Source organism: Actinoplanes nipponensis (assembly GCF_016862275.1).
GTDB classification, from domain to species: Bacteria; Actinomycetota; Actinomycetes; order Mycobacteriales; family Micromonosporaceae; genus Actinoplanes; species Actinoplanes nipponensis.
Map to the genome: position 1 here is coordinate 533,019 of NZ_BOMQ01000008.1, position 15,955 is coordinate 548,973.

A 15,955-nucleotide genomic window follows, 5' to 3' on the forward strand; every position below is an offset into this window, starting at 1 on the left:
CCGGAGACAGGGCGGGTCCTATTGATTCGAAATTCTAACGGTGCGAATATCGAATGATGTCCGATCGGTTGAGCGTGGCCATCCGGCGGTATCAGCGCGAAGTCGACCAGTTCGATCAGGCGCTGGCCGGCTTCCTCGGGGTGAACCGCACCGATCTTCGCTGCCTGGACTTCCTGGTGGAGGCGCCGCGATCGGCCCGCGACCTGGCCCGCGCGACGGGGCTGACCCCCTCCGCGATAACGACGGCCATCGATCGGTTGGAACACCTCGGCTATGTGGAGCGCACCCGCGGCGCCGTGGACCGTCGCCGGATTCTGGTCGAGCCGACCACGGAGGTACTGCGCAGGCTCGACGTAGCCCTGTCCGGTTATGCCGGCGAGGCCGCGGCGGACACGGCGGCCTACAGCGCGAACGAGGTGGCGTTGCTCGTGACGTTCTTCGAGCAGGGCTCGGCCCGCCGCACCCGGCACGCGGCCCGGCTACGAGAACTGACCCATGAGCGCTGACCGGCCGAGGACCGCGCGGACCACCATCGCCGCTCTGTCCGGTGTGGCCGGCGCGGCGCTCTTCACCGCCGCGTGGCTGGCGGCCGGGCTGTGGCAGGGCCCCGGCTACCGGTGGACACGGGACGACATCAGCGAGATGGGCGCGGTGACCGCACCGCATGCGTGGCTGTTCCTCGTACCGCAGGCGGTAGCCGGACTGCTGACGATCGGCTTCGCCCTGTTCGCTCTCCGGCCCGTGCTCCGCCCGGCCGGGACGGTCGGGATCGTGGCCGCCTGGTCGGCGGCCGGTTCCGCTGTTCAAGATCTCAGCGACGCGGCCTTTCGCCTCGACTGCCGTGCGGCCGACGGCTGCACCGCGGCACAGACGACGGCCTCGGGGCACGGCCAGTGGCACGCGGCGTTCGGGCTGGTCTGCCTCCTCCTGCTGATCGGTGCGCTGTTCCTGACCGCACGCGCGTACCGGCGGCTGCCGGCCTGGGCCGGCTGGGCGGCTCCGACCCGGTGGACCGGTCTGCTCGTCGTCCTCGGGCTCCTCGGTGTGGCCCTACCGGTCACCGGCCCGGTTCATGGGCTGCTGCAACGGGGGGTGGCCCTGGTCTCGGCGGTGTGGGGCGCAGCCGTGGCGTGGCGGGTTCACGTGTTGTCGCGTCGGAACGAGCGCCCAGCCTGACCGGGGCCCGTGAGCGGCGGCTGGGCGACACCGTCGACTCCCACCGGGGTCGACGGCCTCGCCTCGTCGCCGCCAACGGGGCGACCTTCGGTCAGCGGCAGGTCCTGCCCTGGTTGATGCAGGTGGCGATCTTCTGCATCTGCCGGGCGGAGTTGACGTTGACGAAGTCGTTGTGGTCGGAGAACGGGTTGTGGTCCTCCTCGGGGAAGGAGTCCAGGGCGTACTGGCCCTTGATCTGCGCGTCGCGGGGGATGTCGTAGGAGATGGTGATGCGCAGCTGCGGGATGGCCACGAAGCCCGGCTTGCAGGCGCCGGTGCCCGGGTCGGCGAAGGCGACGTGGTCGCGGTGGTTGGTGCTGTCGATGTTCTTGCCGTCCCAGCAGCCGGGGAAGTCCTGGACCCGCTGGACCTGCCGGCCGGCCGGGCAGACCGGGTACTGGTCGGCCAGGCGGTCGGCGAACCCGGAGCAGGTCCAGGTGGCGCGGGCGTTGGCGGGGCCGCGGCTGGTGGGCTTGGCGTCACCGGTGAGCGCCCGCAGGAACTTCGGCATGGGGACGACCCGGCTGGTGGCGTTGCCGCGGTACTCGATCAGCACGGATGCGGGCCGGACGATGCCGCCGGTGTTGTTCGGCAGCTCGAGGTTCGGGCCCTGCGGATCGGGCAGGGCGGCCGGCGCGCTGGGGGCCGGCGTCGCGCCGTTCTGGTTGCCCGGGCCGTTCGGGGCCGGCGCCTGGCCGGTCACGACGCAGCCGGCGAGCGCCTCGAGTCCCTGGGGGCGGGCGGCGTGGCGGGAGATGGCGATGCCGATGCGGTCCAGGACGGCGGTCCGCTTGGCCTTCAGCGGCCCGAGGACGGCGTTGTCGACGAAGTCCTTCCCGCCCTGGCCGCGGGTGGTGACCAGGCGTTCGTCGGCCTGGGAGACCTGCTGGTCGAGCTCGGCGAGGTTGCGGTTGACCTCGTCGAGGGCCGGTGCGGGCACGCCGGGCAGCTTGTCGCGTACGGTCGGGCACTGGACCTGGGGGTTGGCGACCAGGCCGGCTTTCACGCCGGCGGCGGTGTGCCGCATGGCGGCGTGCATGCCGTCGTAGTCGGTGTCGCACTCCACCAGCGAGACCAGGCCCGCGGTGCGGCCCCCGCCGGCGCCGGCGATGCTGTCGCTGATGCCCTTGATCAGCTTGGCCCGTTGGGTGCGCAGCGAGGTCAGCACGGACTCGTTGTGGCCGGCGTCGATGCGGCCGCTCCGTTCGGCCATCCGCCGGTTGGCCGCGTCGTAGGCGCGGTCGAGGGCGGCGAGCCGGGTGTCCACGGCGGCCTTGGCCCGGGCCGGCACGGCGGGCAGCCGGTCCCGCACGCTGGGGCAGGTCACCCTCGGGGTCGTGGCGGCGAGGGCGCGCCGGGTCTCCGCGCCGGAACGGACGCTCTTGTCGATGCGCACGACCGGCCAGAAGTACGAGGACTTGTCCCCGTTCCGGCACGTCGTCCCGGAGGCGTCCAGATCGGCGTTGGACGAGTTCGCGGTGATGGCCAGGTTGCCGACGAAGTCGTGGACGTGTTCGGCGCCGTTCCTGATGCCCGGCTGCGCGACGGGGTTGTCCGGGCTGAACTTGCCGTTGCCGTTGGTGCCGCAGTCCACGGTGAAGGAGCCCCGGGACGCCTGCGCGCCCGGCACGGGGTTCTTCACGTTGGGTCGAACATTCTGGATGCGGACGTACTGGTTCAGCTCGGTGGCCGCGTCCGCGCTGCCCTTGCCGCCGCCGGAGACGAACGTGGCGGTCAGAGCCCCGGACGCCGCGACGACTGCCACGGCCATGGCGATCCGTGCCGTGCGGGTGTGCATTCGCCCTGCCGGACGTGGTGTGGTTCGCACGCTTCACTCCTCGTAGCCTGGGGGTGCCGCGGCTCCGGTGCGGAGTCGCACTCGCAGGTACGGCGGGCACGAGGCGCCGGACGGGTCCGGGACGACCGCGTAAGCACTCGGTAAGAACTCCCGGACACCGGCCCGGCGCTACTCGCTGGCGGCGAAGCGTTCCAGGGCGTCGATGGTGCCCACGGCGAGGATGATGTCGCCGTACATCAGGGTGGTCTCGGCGGTGGCGTGCGTGAAGGCACGCGGTGTGCCGGGTGGCGGCGCCTCGGGTTTGACCGCCACGACGGTGACGCCGTACTTGCTGCGCAGGCGCGCTTCGCGCAGGGTGACGCCGACGATGTCGCGGGGCGGCCTGGTCTTGATCATGGCGAAGTCCTGGTCGACTTCGACGTAGTCGAGCATGCGTCCGGAGAGCAGGTGGGCGACGCGTTCGCCCATGTCGTGTTCGGGGGCGACGACGTGGTGGGCGCCGACCCGGGCGAGGATGTGGCCGTGCTGGTCACTGATGGCTTTGGCCCAGATGTCGGCGATGCCGAGCTCGGCGAGCAGGCTGGTGGTCAGGATGCTGGCCTGGATGTCGGTGCCGATGGCGACGACGGCCCGGTGGAACTCGGGCACGCCGAGCTGGCGCAGCGCTTCGACGTCGGTGGAGTCGGCGGTGATGACGTGCGGGATGCGGCCGGAGAGCGCCTGCACGGTCTTGGGGTGGTGGTCGATGCCGAGGACCTCGGTGCCGCGGCTGACCAGTTCGAGCGCGAGGGCGCTGCCGAAGCGGCCGAGCCCGATGACGACGACGGGTTCGGTGCGGTTGTCAGCCAACGATGGTCCTTTCCTCGGGAAGTTCGAAGCGGCGGTTGCGTTCACGGAGCGCCAGTGCGGAGGCCAGGGTGAGCGGTCCGATGCGCCCGGCGAACATGAGCACGATCAGCAGCAGTTCCGCGCGCTGCGGCAGGTCGGCGGTGATGCCGGTGGACAGGCCCACCGTGGCGAACGCGGAAGTGGCTTCGAACAGCACCTGGTCGAGGGTGTGGGTCGTCATGGCCAGCAGGGTGAGAGTGGCCGTCATCACGGCGCCGATGCCGAGCAGGGCGATGGCGAGGGCTTGACGCTGGTTGCTGGGCGGGATGCGGCGGTGGCCGACGTTGACGTGGGTTTCGCCGCGCATCTCCGACCATAGGGCGAAGCCGAGGACGCCGAAGGTTGTGACCTTGATGCCGCCGGCGGTGCCGGCGCTGCCTCCGCCGATGAACATGAGGATGTCGGTGGCGAGCAGGCTCTCCGGGCGCAGCGCGCCGATGTCGACGCTGTTGAATCCCGCGGTGCGGGCCATCACGGAGGCGAAGAAGCCGGCGAGCAGCTTCCCCGGTGCGTCCAGCGGGCCGAGGGTGCGGTCGTTGGACCATTCCGCGGCGGTGAGCGCCAGCGTGCCGGCCACCAGCAGGGCGACGGTCAGCGCGACGGTGAGGCGGGTCATGACCGACCAGCGGGTGGGCCGGCGCCAGTGGCGGGCCAGCTCGAAGACCACCGGGAAGCCGAGGCCGCCGACGATGACCGCGGCGGCGACCGGGAGGTTCACCCACGGATCGTCGACGTAGCGGGTCAGGCTGTCGGCGTGGATGGAGAAGCCGGCGTTGTTGAACGCCGAGACGGCGTGGAACACCCCGTGGTAGACGGCTGAGCCGGCCGACTCGCGATAGCCCACCAGGAAGCGCGCGGTCAGCGCGGCGGCGACGACGGCCTCGCAGCCGAGGCTGAACAGCACGATGCGGCGCACGACGCCGCGGACGTCGGTCAGGTCCAGGCTCTTGGTCTCGGCCTGGGCGAGGAATCGCGCCCGCAGGCCCAGCCGGCGTGACAGCAGCACCGTGAGCAGAGTGGCCAGGGTCATGATGCCCAGCCCGCCGACCTGGATGAGCAGCAGGATGACAGCCTGTCCGAATCCGGACCAGTAGCTGCCGGTGTCGACGGTGACCAGACCGGTGACGCACACCGCCGAGGTGGCGGTGAACAGGGCGTCGACGGTGTCGGCGCGCTCGCCCGAAGCGGTGGCGGCCGGCAGGGACAGCATCAGCGTGCCGGTCGCCACGGCAAGCGCGAAACTGCTGGCGATGACCTGCGCCGGGTGGCGGAAACGATCGGTGCGACGCTGCCACGCCGGCACTCGACCCAGCAGACGCATCCGCTCTCTCTCCTCCAGCTTCCGGTACCGGGCGCACTGTCCCGGCCCACTTCCGGCAACCGTACTGGGGTGGTCGTTCGGCCGTGGGCAGCGGGTTTCGGCCGGTCGCCGAGGGGGGCGGCCGGGGCCCCACGGCAACCGTCGGTGCGGGCTTCAGGCCGGTACCTTCGTGGTCAGCGCGCCGTGCAGGAACAGGTCGATGAGTTGCTCGGTGGGCACCCTCGGCAGTTCCTTGCCGCGAGCTCGTTCGCGACCGAAGAGCAGGCCGAGGAAGGCGTCCGCGAGTGTCTCGACCGGCAGGCGCAGGTGCTGCTCGTCGGGCGCGAACAGCTCGCCGACGGCGTGCCGGGTGGCGGCCTGCGAGGCGTCGCGGCCGGCTGACCGAGCACCTGGTGATTCTCGCCGGCCGGCGCGGGCCGCGGCCGGCGATGCGGGGTGGGGTCGAGGGCTCGGGTGACGCAGGCCAGCGGGACGTCGCCCGGCGCCGGCTTGGTGGCGTAGTCATGGCCGGATTCTGAGGAGTGAGTACTCACTCCGTCAGGCGATTTCGGAACGGTCGCCTTGCCCCTGGCCACGTCGCTGAGCAGCGCGGAGGCGATGGTCCCGCCCCGCCGGAGCACGCTGACGACCCGCAGCATGATCAGGAACGCCACGTAGACGACCACTGTCGACCTGACCACCTTGACGACTACTGAACAAGCGTTTAGCGTATTGAACATGAGTTCAGCGGTGGACGAGGGTGACCTCACGGCGAAGGCAAACATCCGGAACGCCGCGCTGCGCCTGTTCGCCGAGCGCGGGCACGACGCCGTCACGGTGCGGGAGATCGCCGCCGCGGCGGGGGTGTCGCCCGCGCTCGTCGTGCATCACTTCGGCAGTAAGGACGGGTTGCGGGCCGCGGTGGACGACTACGCCGGGCAGGCGTTCGACGCGCTGTTCTCGATGGACGAACACGAGCTGGCCGAGGCGCTGACCGGGGGCAGCCTCGGATCGGTGGCCGAGATGTTCGCCCGCGCCTTCCCGCACGGCTCGCCGCTGCCCGCCTACCTGCGCCGCCTGCTGCTCGTCAACGATCCGGCGGGCGCGGCGTTGTTCGGCCGGTGGTACGCCCTCACCCGGCGTCTGCTCGACTCCATGACCGAGCTCGGCGTCGCCCGACCGGCCGAGGATCCGGCCGTTCGTGCGGCGTTCCTGCTGGTCAACGATCTCGCCCTGGTCCTGCTGCGCAACCAGGTCGCTGCCGCTATCGGGGTCGACCCGCTCACGCCGGAGGGCATCGCCCGGTGGGCCGGGGAGGCCACCGCTGTCTACACCAAGGGCGCGTTCGTAGCCACGCCCGGGCAGGAATCCTCGTGAGTCGTTCCGTTCCCGTCATCCACGTCCGGGACCTCCGCAAGACGTTCGGGAAGGTCCGTGCCCTCGACGGCTTGGACCTGTCGGTGCGTCCGGGCGAGGTTCATGGTTTCCTCGGCCCCAACGGGTCGGGCAAGTCCACCACCATCCGGATCCTGCTGGGACTGATCCGGGCCACCGCCGGTCGCGTCGAACTGTTCGGCGCCGACCCCTGGCGGGAGGCCGCCGGGCTGCACGGCCGCCTGGCCTACGTCGCCGGGGACGTCGCATTGTGGCCCGGCCTGACCGGTGGCCAGTGCCTCGACGTGCTCGGTGCGACGCACGGCGGGGTCGACCGGCGGCGCCGGGACGACCTGATCGCCCGGTTCGATCTCGACCCGGCCAAGCGCATCCGGGACTACTCCAAAGGCAATCGCCAGAAAGTCGCCCTCGTCGCGGCCCTGGCCGCGGAGGCGGAGCTGCTCATCCTCGACGAGCCCACGTCCGGACTCGACCCGCTGATGGAACAGGCCTTCCAGCAATGCGTACGCGAACGCCGGGAAGACGGTGTCACCGTGCTGCTCTCCAGTCACATCCTCGGCGAGGTCGAAGCGCTCGCCGACCGGGTGAGCATCATCCGCCGTGGCCGCGCTGTCACCACCGGCAGTCTCGCCGAGTTGCGCCGCCACACCCGGACCTCGGTGCATGCCGTCACCATCGCCGAACCGGAGGGGCTGGCCGGCGCGCCGGGGGTGGCCGACTGCGTCTGCGAACGGGCCGACGGGCGGGTCGACGCCAGGTTCACCATCGACGCGGAGCACCTCGACGCGGCGATCGGCCGGCTGCACGCCGCCCGCATCCACACGTTGACGGTCACCCCGCCGAGCCTCGACGCGCTTTTTCTCCACGCCTACGGCGAGACCCTCGACGCCCGGGAGACCGGCGAGACGCTTGCCGAGGCCACGCGATGAGCGCCGGGGCAGGAACGGCGGATCCCCGCCGGCCCCGGCTGAACACCATGGCCGGGATCGTCTGGCGTACCCAGCGCCGGACGATCCTGGTCTGGGTGGCCGCCCTCGCCGCCGGCATGATCGGAACAGCTGCCGCCGTCGCCGGCCTCTACGACACGCCGGCCGAGATCCACACCTATGCCGAGGCGGTCACCTCCGGCAGCGCGCTGGCGGCGATCAACGGTGCCGTCGAAGGCATCGACAGCCTGGGCGGGGTGATCCAGGACGAGTTCGGATTTCTCGCCTCGTTCCTGCTCCCGCTGCTGGGCATCACCCTGATCGCCGGCTCGACCCGACGGGAGGAGGAGTCCGGCCGGCTCGAGACGATCCTGGGCGGCCGGATCGCTCGCCACCAACCGGCACTGGCCGCCCTCACCGTGGCGACCGCGGCGATCCTCGCCACGGCCGTCCTGTTCGCCGCCGGCCTGGTCCTGGAGGGGGTGCCCGTGTCCGGGGCGATCCTGTACAGCGCGGCGCTGGGCGCGCTGGCCTTCGTGTTCGCCGGTTTCGCGGCTCTGCTGGCTCAACTCGTGCTGCACGCCCGCGGCGTCTACACCTGGAGCCTGATCGGGCTCGCCGCGGCGTACGTCCTGCGGGGGATCGGCGACACGACCGGGACGGGGCTGGTCTGGCTGTCACCGCTGGGGTGGGCCGAGAAGACCGCACCGTTCGGCGACCAGCGGTGGTGGGTGCTCGCCCTTCCCGCCGTCGCCGGCCTCGTCATGGGTGGTGCGGCCGTGTGGCTGGCCGCTCGCCGCGACCTCGGCAGTGCCCTGCTGCGCGGTGGCGCGGGCCCCGCCGGAGCGACCCGGGTGCGGCGAGGGCCGATCGGCTTCGCGGCCTGGATCCACGGCCCGGCGACCGCGGGCTGGTTGTCGGGCGGAATCCTGCTCACCGCGATGATGGGCGCGCTGGCCCGCCCGTTCCTCGACGCGATGGCCGGCAACCCCGCGCTGGGCCGGGCCATGGGCGTCGCGGCCGGCCGGCCGCTGGACGGCTTCGTCGCCGCCACCCAGCTCTACCTGGCCGTCATCGCCGCCGGGTACGTCATCCAGGCGATCGGCGCCCTGCGCACCGAGGAAGCCGACGGCCGCCTGGCGACCCGGCTCGCCGGAACGCTCTCCCGCAACCGCTGGCTGGCGGCTCACGGCGCCGTCATCGCGGCGGGGCTGCTGCTCATCGTCGTCGGTTCGTCGCTGGTCCTCGCCCTGACGACCGCCTGGTCGGTCGGGAACACGGACGAGACCGGCGCCATCATGGCCGCCGGCCTGGCCTACCTGCCGGCGGAACTGGTGCTCGCGGGCCTCGCGCTCGCCCTGTTCGGCCGGTGGCCGCGCGCCTTCGCGCTCACCTGGGCGGCCTACGCGGCGGCGACCTTCATCGCCCTCCTCGGCCCCGGCCTCGACCTCGCCCGGTGGGTGCTCGACCTCGCCCCCACCACGCATGTCGGCAGCCCCCCGGTGGGTACGGCCCAGGCCGGCAGCCTGACCGCGCTGTCTCTTGTTGCGGCCGTGCTCATCATGGCCGGGTTCACTGCCTTCCACCGTCGTGACACGTCCTGATTCCTCGGGCTCCTCCGCTGACGGCGGACGGCATCGGCGCTCAGTCGTCCTCCGCCATCGGCAGCTTCACCACGAGTCTCAAGACGCTGTCGCGGTACGCCGCCGCGGCCTCCGCCGAGCTCATCCGGCCGGCGGCGACTTGTTGTCCGGCGGCGTGGCCGAGGGCGATGACGGCGCTGATCGTCCATTCCTCGGAGTGGCGCTCCTCGAACACACCGGTCCGCCGGCCGCGGCGGACCAGGTCGACGAGTCGCGTGGTGACCGGTCGGTGCCGGTCGTGCTCGTCGGCCGGCGGAGCGGCGGTGGCGATGACCGGGCTCAGCAGGATCGGGTAACGCTCCACGACGGCCCAGCTGGCCTCCAGCCAACGGCGTAGGGCCTGCTCCGGAGGGGGCGAGGTCACATCGATCGCGTCCAAGGCGCTCGCGGTCTCGGTCGTCAGGTGATCGATCACCGCGGTCAGCAGGGCCGTGCGCGACGGGTAGTGGGCGTAGACGGTCTGCCGGACGACTCCGGCCGCCGCGGCGATGTCCTCGATGCTCGCGTCGGCCTGTCGGCCGAGGGTGGCGATCGCCGCGTCCAGGACGGCGGCGCGGCTGCGCTCGCCGTCCAGTCGCCGCTTACGGCTTCGCGGACGCTCGGGTTCGGCCACGGTTGCCCATCGTAATCTCCTCCCTTATCTTGGACGTACGTGTCTAACTTAAGTGAGAGGAGTCGCTGTGGGATCCCCGTTCTCCGGTGCGCCCGGCGATGATCTGATCGGATACCTGACGCGGTACCCGCACGAGCTCACGTTCGGCCACGAGGACCCGGCGGCGGTGTTCGGCCGCTATCACACCGACGACTTCGTGTTGTGCAACGACGGCGTTCCCCTCGACCGGGAGCGGCTGCTCGCCCATGCCAAGGCGGGTCGCCGGAACGCCACGCGGATCGATGTCCAGGTGCACGATGCGCTGGCGGCCGGCGGAAAGGTCGCCGCTCGTTACACGTTGACCGCGCTGATGCGCCGGGGCCAGGTGATCGCGACGGAGATCCACATGTTCGGTGAGCTGAGTCCGGACGGTCGGCTCCGCCGGGTGGAGCAACTGTCGCGGGACGTCTCGGACCAGGATCCGGGCCCGGCGCAGCCGCCGGCGTGAACGGGCGCGCTGCCCGGTGCCGGCCACCGTAGATGTCATTCAAGTGTCACAGCGTCGGGCAGCGGCTGCCACACCCGCGCGCGAGGGTGGGCGGACGACAAGGGAGGTCCGATGTCCCAGGATCAGATCGACGTGGCGGCCGGCAACGGCGGGGGCGCGCTCGAGTTGTCCGAGCACGGCGATACGGCGCTGGTCCGGCTGTGCGGACACGTCGACGACGCGCTGACGCGGAGTCTGCGGGATGCCCTCACCTGGGCGGTCAACCATCACCGGATGGTGGTGGTGGATCTGTCCGCCGTGGGCGCCGTCGACCGGTTCGGCCTCGGAGCGCTCGCTCGCGCTCATGACCGGGCCACGGCCCTGGGCGCGGCTCTGTGCCTTGTCGCCCCGCCGCCGGCCGTGCGGGCCGCCTTGCGCGCGGCGCGCCTCAATGACCTGTTCACCGTGGTCGACACGTGCCCCGGCGCCGCTGCCGAGCGGTTGCCTGCGGCGTCGTAGCGGCGCCGGGCGGGCTTCACCGGTGCAACTTGTAGCCCAGTCCGCGAACGGTCAGCAGGTGTTGCGGTGCGGAGGCGTCGTCCTCGATCTTCTGCCGGAGCCGGCCGACGTGGACGTCGACGAGCCGCTCGTCGCCGCTGTCGTACTGCCACACCCGCTGGAGCAGCTGTTGGCGGGACAGCACCTTGCCGGCGTGCTCGGCCAGTTCGCAGAGCAGTTGGAACTCCGTGCGGGTGAGCTGCACCGGCGTGTCGCGGAGCCGCACCTCACCGGCGTCGGGTTCGATTTCCAGATCGCCGAAGCGCAACAGGCGCAACGTCTCGGGGCCGGTCCGGGCCCGGCGTCGCAAGGCCCGCAGCCGGGCGGTCAGCTCCTTCACCGCGACGGGTTTGACCAGGTAGTCGTCGGCGCCGGCCTCCAGCGCGGCCACGATGTCGTGGGTGTCGTTGCGGGCGCTGATCACCACGATCGGCGCGTCGTCGGTCCGGCGGATCTGCCGGATGCACTCGAAGCCGTCGATGCCGGGAAGCATGAGGTCGACCAGGACGGTGTCGGCGCGCCGACTGCGCTGCGCCTCGAGGCCCTCCTCGGCGGTGGCCGCGCCCGTCACGGTGTAGCCCTCGTCCTCGAGCGCCATCACGAGAGAGAGTCGGATCCGGTCGTCATCCTCGATCACCAGTACAGCGGCCATGGTCGCATCATCGCTCGTCCCGGCCCTCCCGGCGACTCCGGGGTGGCGGCGCCGACGGACTGTCACGCAACTGTCATGCGGACGGGAGATCTCCGCGACATCGCCTCGGCAGCCTGGCTACGACATCGTCAAGGAGGTCCGGATGCCGGAGCGCACCATCCCCCAGACCACCGTGGTGGTCACCGAGCCATTGGAAGGATCCGCCGTCGAACGGTGGGGCGACATGATCGCCGCAGCCGCTGCCCTGGAACCGCCCTTGCTGGTGGTCGACCTGTCCGGCAGCCCCCGGATCGACGCCTCCGCCATCGTCATGCTGCTGCAGACCCACCGGGCGATGGTGTGTGCGGACGGCCGGCTACTGCTGCGCGGCGCATCGGCACAGGTCCGTCGGATGCTCGGCCTCGCCCGGGTGGACCGGGTGCTCGACGTCGAGGATCAGACGGGTGCCGCACCGGCCGTGCCGACGGCGAGGAGCTGACGATGGCGCCGATCTGGCCGGACAACGACGGTTGGCTTCCGCGGGGGCAGGGCCCCGGCGACAGGATCGCCGACGAGGTGCTCGAAGCGGAGAACTTCCTGAGCCACCTGGTCGCCGACGAGATCAACCAGGACCCTCAGGTGGGCAGTGGCCAGATGGTCGTGACGGTGCAGAACGGTGTGGTCATCCTCGAGGGATGCGCGGACACCGCGGAAACGCGCGAGGCTGCCGTCCGGCGGGCCTGGGCCACGCCCGGGGTCTTCGACGTGTGCAACATGCTCGCGGTGGGTCCGGACCGTTTCCGGCGTTGACAGGCGCCCGTGGGCCCTACCCGGCCGGACCTGTGACAGTTGCGTGACGATGCCGTCCGGGCCGGGCCACACCATGCCGACCGTCGCTGCTTGCGGGCATCATGCGGATATGAGGATCAGGCTGACGGGCGAGTCTCGCCGGGCTCCGCGCGTACCGCACCGGGCGGCCGCGGTGCACGGTGACCGAGCGGCGCCGGAATGAGGCGGCTGGGGCTGCGTACCCGGGTCAGCGCGGCATTCGCGATCGGCGCTCTGCTGCTGTCCGCCTGCGTCACCCTGGTGTCCTACGAACTGACCCGGCGCACCTTGTTCAGCGAGCGCGAGCGCACCTCGGTCAGGACGACGTACTTCGACGCCGCCGTGGTGGACGCCGGTCTGCAGGGTAACGATCCCGACGTGCTGACCGTCCTGCGCTCGCTCGACACCGGGGCCGACCGGTACGTCCTGCTCGAGCGTGACGGCCGGTGGTTCTCCCGCAGCGCCGACCCCGCGGCGACCGCGGCGGTCTCCCCGGCGTTGCGGACGATGGCCCGCCAGGGTACGGCCGGAGCCCAGCGGGTCCGCCGGGCCGGCGAACCGACCCTCGTCGTCGCGGTGCCGCTGTCGTCCTCCATGGTCTTCTACGAGGTGGTGTCGTTGCGGGAACTCGATCGGACCCTGCAGCTGCTCGCCCTCGTGCTCACCGCGGTGGCGATCATGGTCGCCGGGGGCGGGGCGGCGGTGGGGTGGTACGTCACCCGGCACGCGCTGCGGCCGCTGACCGCGGTGGCCGAGGCCGCTCGCACGATCGCCGACGGCGATCTGGAGGCCCGGCTCGATCCCGACACCGAACCCGACCTGGCCCAGCTCTCCGCGTCCTTCAACCACATGGCGGATCAGCTCACCCGCAGGATGGAACGTGACCGGCGGTTCGCCGCCGATGTCAGTCACGAGCTGCGATCCCCGCTCCAGACCCTGTCGGCGGCGATCAGCGTCGTCAATCGCCGTCGCGACGGCCTCGACCCCAAGGCGGCCACGGCGTTCGGGCTGATCACCGACGAGGTCACCCGCTTTCAGGCGCTGGTGGAGGACCTGCTCGAACTGGCCCGCGGCGATCGGCCGGCGGTCCGCGAAGCGACCGACATGCCCGCGCTGGTGTCGCGGGTGTGCCGGGCGCGGGGCCTGACCGGAGAGCTGTTGCGGATCGACGGGAACAGCCCGGTCGTCTGGCAGGTGGATGGCCGGCGGATCGAGCAGGCGCTGGGCAACCTGGTCGACAACGCGATGCGATACGGCGGTGGCGTCGAGACGATCCGGATCGGGCGGGCCGACGGCGAACGCTGCTTCCTGGAGGTGGATGACGGCGGTCCCGGCATCACGGAGGAGGACCGAAAAGTGATCTTCGACAGGTTCGTGCGGGGCCGGGCGGCGAACGCCCGGGGCGGAACCGATGGCACCGGCCTCGGACTCTCCATCGTCGCTCAGCATGTCGCCGCCCATCAGGGCACGGTGGACGGGCACAACCGGCCCGGCGGCGGCGCGCGTTTCCGGATCGAGCTGGCGGGCTGCCTGCCATGAGGAGCCCGAGGCGACTCGCCGGTGTGCTGCTCGTCGGGATCCTGGTGAGCTCCTGCGGGGTGTCCACGCAGAGCGAACCGCACGCGGTGGAACTGCCGCGCCGGCCGCTGACCGAGCCCCGGGCGAGCGCCGCCACCGAAGGTCGCGCCGGTGGCGTCGCCGAAGTGCTGTGCATGGTCCGGGACAACCGGCTGGTGGAGACGGTGCGCCGGCTCGACGCGCCACCGACGCCCCAGGAGCACATCGATCACCTGGTGGCGGGTCCCACGCAGCCCGAGCGTGACCGGGCCATGACAACCGCCCTGGTCGGCTCGTCGCTCGAGGTCCGCATGGCCGGCGACGCCACGGCCCAGGTCGAGATCACCGAGGCGGATGAAGGCAGTGCGCGCAGCGACGAGACCCTCGCCTACGCGCAGATCGTGTGCACGCTGACCTCCCGGGCCGATGTCGCGTCGGTGCTCCTGTTGCGGGACGGCGACCGGCTCGAGGTTCCCCGGGCCGACGGGTCGTTGTCGCGCGGTCCGCTGTACGGCAGCGACTACACCGCGCTGATCGCCCCGGCGTGACCCGGCCATCCAACCGTCATCATCCGGCGCCGGGCTGCGGATCGCCGCCGACTCGCCGGCCGGAGCGGTGACGCTGAGCATCGCTCCGGCACCCGAGGCGGGAGACCAGGTCGTCGATGCCGCCGGCGCGGGCGCCGTGGATTTCGTGGTCTCGGCGCAGACCGCCGGACCCCGGCCGGGCTGTCCGCTGACCGGAGTCGAGATGCCGCGGCCGAGGCCGTCACCCGCTCGCGGGGTACGAGGGGCGCCGGACCCAACCGCGGCACCGCGTACAGCCTGCCGAGGCGGTATGTCGAGGCTCCTGCGTTTCTGTGTCGGTCTCACGACGAACCCGCGCCGGTGCCGGTCGTCGGAGTGGTCACCGAGCTGTCACACGGTCGCGGGGACTCGCCCTGGCCGCCGTCACCGTGGTGGAGTTGCACGGAGATCGACCAGGGGTCCGACATCCTGGTCGATCTGGCCGATATGACTGGAACACTGCCTCGTCGAATCGCGGACGATCTCCGAGGCCGCAGTGACGGTGGTCGAACTGCACGGCGAAATCGACCTCGACGTGGTGGAGACGCTGCGCCGGCGCTCTGGTAGATCTCGTTGTCGGTGCCCCGCTGCCGGCGCATCGCGTCGACGAGCAGTTCGCCGTCGCGCACCAACAGCGTCGGCACCGATATCAGGGCCTCGCGCAGCGTCGACCAGCGCACCGACAGCCAGGTGGCGGCGAACTGCAGGACGACCAGCAGGGTCAGTGCGGCGGCGCCCTCGGTGAACGACACGGCCGGGTCACCGCTCGCCGCGGTGCGCGAAGAAGCTGCGGGGAGGACAAAGCGGGGGACTGAGCGCTACCGTCATCCGATCGTCATGAACTCGTGCGGACATCGTGCGGAAGCGAGCCTAGAGTCGGCCGAATGCTCGCTGACTGTTCGGGGGAGAGCCGTTGACGGGGGCCGCCACTGTGGAGTTCCTCCTGGTCCAGGACGACCCCGCCGAGGAGCTCTACACCCGCGAGATGCTCGAGACCCATAAGGTCCTGAACCGGGTGCACACCGTTCACACCGTGCCGCAGGCCCTGGCTTTCCTGCGCCGGGATCCGCCGTACGCGCATGCCCCGGCGCCCGATGTCATCCTGCTGGACCTCAATCTGCCCGGCCGGGACGGCCGTCATCTGCTGCGCCATCTCGGGGGGAGTGCGCCGGCCGTGGCGCCGGTGGTTCTGCTCGTCGACTCGCCCGTCGCCGAGCGCATCCTGCGCCGCGAGGGCCTGCCGGTGCAGGGGTACGCCAGCAAGCCCGTCGACCTCGCGTGCCTCACCAGCGTCGTGCGGTCGCTGGACTCGCTGGCGTTCGTGGTGCTCCGGCTGGACTGAATCGTGCCCGTCATTGCCGATCGTCAGGAGGCGGACGGCGAGACGGGAGCGCCGTCGTGGCATCTGGTGCTGGGCTCCGGCCGGACGTCTTCATCATGGCGGACGCCCCCTCCCTCATCCTTCCCGGGCCTGCTCCTGGCGTGCGGCGGAGGCGTCCATCGGCTCGGTGAGTCCGTGGCGGCGGAGCTGCCCGCGTACCTGCGCCGCGGGGTGGACCAGCTCCATGCTC

19 protein-coding genes are annotated in these 15,955 nt (G+C 71.6%); 13 read left to right on the forward strand and 6 right to left on the reverse strand.

Translation table 11 applies throughout. The features are described 5' to 3' along the window. Positions 1-53: 53 nt before the first annotated feature. Together Ani05nite_RS03630 and Ani05nite_RS03635 are read left to right on the forward strand one after the other, a co-directional pair. Positions 54-506 (forward strand): MarR family transcriptional regulator, encoded by a 453-nt coding sequence (locus Ani05nite_RS03630; protein ID WP_203764656.1) that lies wholly within the window; start codon positions 54-56, stop codon positions 504-506. After that, positions 496-1,176: a DUF998 domain-containing protein gene (locus tag Ani05nite_RS03635; protein WP_203764658.1), complete on the forward strand. Its 681-nt coding sequence runs from the start codon at positions 496-498 to the stop codon at positions 1,174-1,176. The genes Ani05nite_RS03630 and Ani05nite_RS03635 overlap by 11 nt, the downstream gene beginning before the upstream one ends. A 91-nt stretch (positions 1,177-1,267) precedes the next feature. Here Ani05nite_RS03635 and Ani05nite_RS03640 read toward each other — a convergent pair whose 3' ends face one another. The 3 genes from Ani05nite_RS03640 to Ani05nite_RS03650 form a co-directional block, all read right to left on the reverse strand. Then, positions 1,268-2,986 carry a DUF1996 domain-containing protein gene (locus tag Ani05nite_RS03640; RefSeq protein WP_239129208.1) on the reverse strand — a complete coding sequence of 573 codons (1,719 nt, stop codon included), beginning with the start codon at positions 2,984-2,986 and terminating at the stop codon, positions 1,268-1,270. A 195-nt stretch (positions 2,987-3,181) separates the two neighbouring features. Next, positions 3,182-3,862, reverse strand: coding sequence for a potassium channel family protein (locus Ani05nite_RS03645; protein ID WP_203764662.1), 681 nt, complete (start codon positions 3,860-3,862; stop codon positions 3,182-3,184). Next, positions 3,855-5,222 carry a TrkH family potassium uptake protein gene (locus Ani05nite_RS03650; RefSeq protein ID WP_203764674.1) on the reverse strand — a complete coding sequence of 456 codons (1,368 nt, stop codon included), beginning with the start codon at positions 5,220-5,222 and terminating at the stop codon, positions 3,855-3,857. Before Ani05nite_RS03650 ends, Ani05nite_RS03645 begins: the two co-directional genes overlap by 8 nt. A gap of 183 nt (positions 5,223-5,405) precedes the next feature. On the opposite strand from Ani05nite_RS03650, the gene Ani05nite_RS03655 reads away from it, so the two are divergent. From Ani05nite_RS03655 to Ani05nite_RS03670, 4 genes are all read left to right on the forward strand, one after another. After that, positions 5,406-5,603 (forward strand): hypothetical protein, encoded by a 198-nt coding sequence (locus tag Ani05nite_RS03655; protein ID WP_203764677.1) that lies wholly within the window; start codon positions 5,406-5,408, stop codon positions 5,601-5,603. Between the two features lie 336 nt (positions 5,604-5,939). Further along, positions 5,940-6,578 (forward strand): TetR/AcrR family transcriptional regulator, encoded by a 639-nt coding sequence (locus Ani05nite_RS03660; RefSeq protein ID WP_203764680.1) that lies wholly within the window; start codon positions 5,940-5,942, stop codon positions 6,576-6,578. Then, entirely contained in the window at positions 6,575-7,525 is a 951-nt protein-coding gene (locus Ani05nite_RS03665) for an ABC transporter ATP-binding protein (RefSeq protein ID WP_275410494.1), read from the forward strand. Before Ani05nite_RS03660 ends, Ani05nite_RS03665 begins: the two co-directional genes overlap by 4 nt. 47 nt (positions 7,526-7,572) lie before the next feature. Then, positions 7,573-9,126 (forward strand): ABC transporter permease, encoded by a 1,554-nt coding sequence (locus Ani05nite_RS03670; RefSeq protein ID WP_203764683.1) that lies wholly within the window; start codon positions 7,573-7,575, stop codon positions 9,124-9,126. Positions 9,127-9,166: 40 nt separating this feature from the next. Here Ani05nite_RS03670 and Ani05nite_RS03675 read toward each other — a convergent pair whose 3' ends face one another. Further along, positions 9,167-9,778 carry a TetR/AcrR family transcriptional regulator gene (locus Ani05nite_RS03675; protein WP_203764686.1) on the reverse strand — a complete coding sequence of 204 codons (612 nt, stop codon included), beginning with the start codon at positions 9,776-9,778 and terminating at the stop codon, positions 9,167-9,169. 67 nt (positions 9,779-9,845) lie between these two features. Between Ani05nite_RS03675 and Ani05nite_RS03680 the strand changes: the two genes are divergently transcribed. Both Ani05nite_RS03680 and Ani05nite_RS03685 read left to right on the forward strand, forming a co-directional pair. Beyond that, a complete protein-coding gene (locus Ani05nite_RS03680) occupies positions 9,846-10,265 on the forward strand; it encodes a nuclear transport factor 2 family protein (protein ID WP_203764689.1) in 420 nt (139 codons plus the stop codon). 111 nt (positions 10,266-10,376) lie between these two features. Continuing rightward, positions 10,377-10,763 (forward strand): STAS domain-containing protein, encoded by a 387-nt coding sequence (locus Ani05nite_RS03685; RefSeq protein WP_203764691.1) that lies wholly within the window; start codon positions 10,377-10,379, stop codon positions 10,761-10,763. A gap of 16 nt (positions 10,764-10,779) precedes the next feature. Here the strand turns inward: Ani05nite_RS03685 and Ani05nite_RS03690 are convergent, their stop codons facing one another. Then, positions 10,780-11,454: a response regulator transcription factor gene (locus tag Ani05nite_RS03690; protein ID WP_203764693.1), complete on the reverse strand. Its 675-nt coding sequence runs from the start codon at positions 11,452-11,454 to the stop codon at positions 10,780-10,782. A gap of 142 nt (positions 11,455-11,596) precedes the next feature. Between Ani05nite_RS03690 and Ani05nite_RS03695 the strand changes: the two genes are divergently transcribed. The 4 genes from Ani05nite_RS03695 to Ani05nite_RS03710 all read left to right on the forward strand — a co-directional run bounded on the left by Ani05nite_RS03695 (position 11,597) and on the right by Ani05nite_RS03710 (position 14,366). Beyond that, on the forward strand, positions 11,597-11,932 hold the full coding sequence (locus Ani05nite_RS03695; protein ID WP_203764695.1) for an STAS domain-containing protein: 336 nt from the start codon (positions 11,597-11,599) through the stop codon (positions 11,930-11,932). Between the two features lie 2 nt (positions 11,933-11,934). Next, positions 11,935-12,243 (forward strand): BON domain-containing protein, encoded by a 309-nt coding sequence (locus Ani05nite_RS03700; protein ID WP_203764697.1) that lies wholly within the window; start codon positions 11,935-11,937, stop codon positions 12,241-12,243. Positions 12,244-12,441: 198 nt separating this feature from the next. After that, on the forward strand, positions 12,442-13,800 hold the full coding sequence (locus Ani05nite_RS03705) for a sensor histidine kinase (protein WP_203764699.1): 1,359 nt from the start codon (positions 12,442-12,444) through the stop codon (positions 13,798-13,800). After that, positions 13,797-14,366 carry a GerMN domain-containing protein gene (locus tag Ani05nite_RS03710; protein WP_203764701.1) on the forward strand — a complete coding sequence of 190 codons (570 nt, stop codon included), beginning with the start codon at positions 13,797-13,799 and terminating at the stop codon, positions 14,364-14,366. Before Ani05nite_RS03705 ends, Ani05nite_RS03710 begins: the two co-directional genes overlap by 4 nt. 320 nt (positions 14,367-14,686) lie before the next feature. On the opposite strand, the gene Ani05nite_RS03715 is transcribed toward Ani05nite_RS03710, so the two are convergent. After that, a complete protein-coding gene (locus Ani05nite_RS03715; protein WP_203764703.1) occupies positions 14,687-15,136 on the reverse strand; it encodes a DUF421 domain-containing protein in 450 nt (149 codons plus the stop codon). 161 nt (positions 15,137-15,297) lie between these two features. On the opposite strand from Ani05nite_RS03715, the gene Ani05nite_RS03720 reads away from it, so the two are divergent. Continuing rightward, a complete protein-coding gene (locus Ani05nite_RS03720; RefSeq protein WP_203764706.1) occupies positions 15,298-15,726 on the forward strand; it encodes a response regulator in 429 nt (142 codons plus the stop codon). The last annotated feature ends 229 nt before the right edge of the window (positions 15,727-15,955 follow it).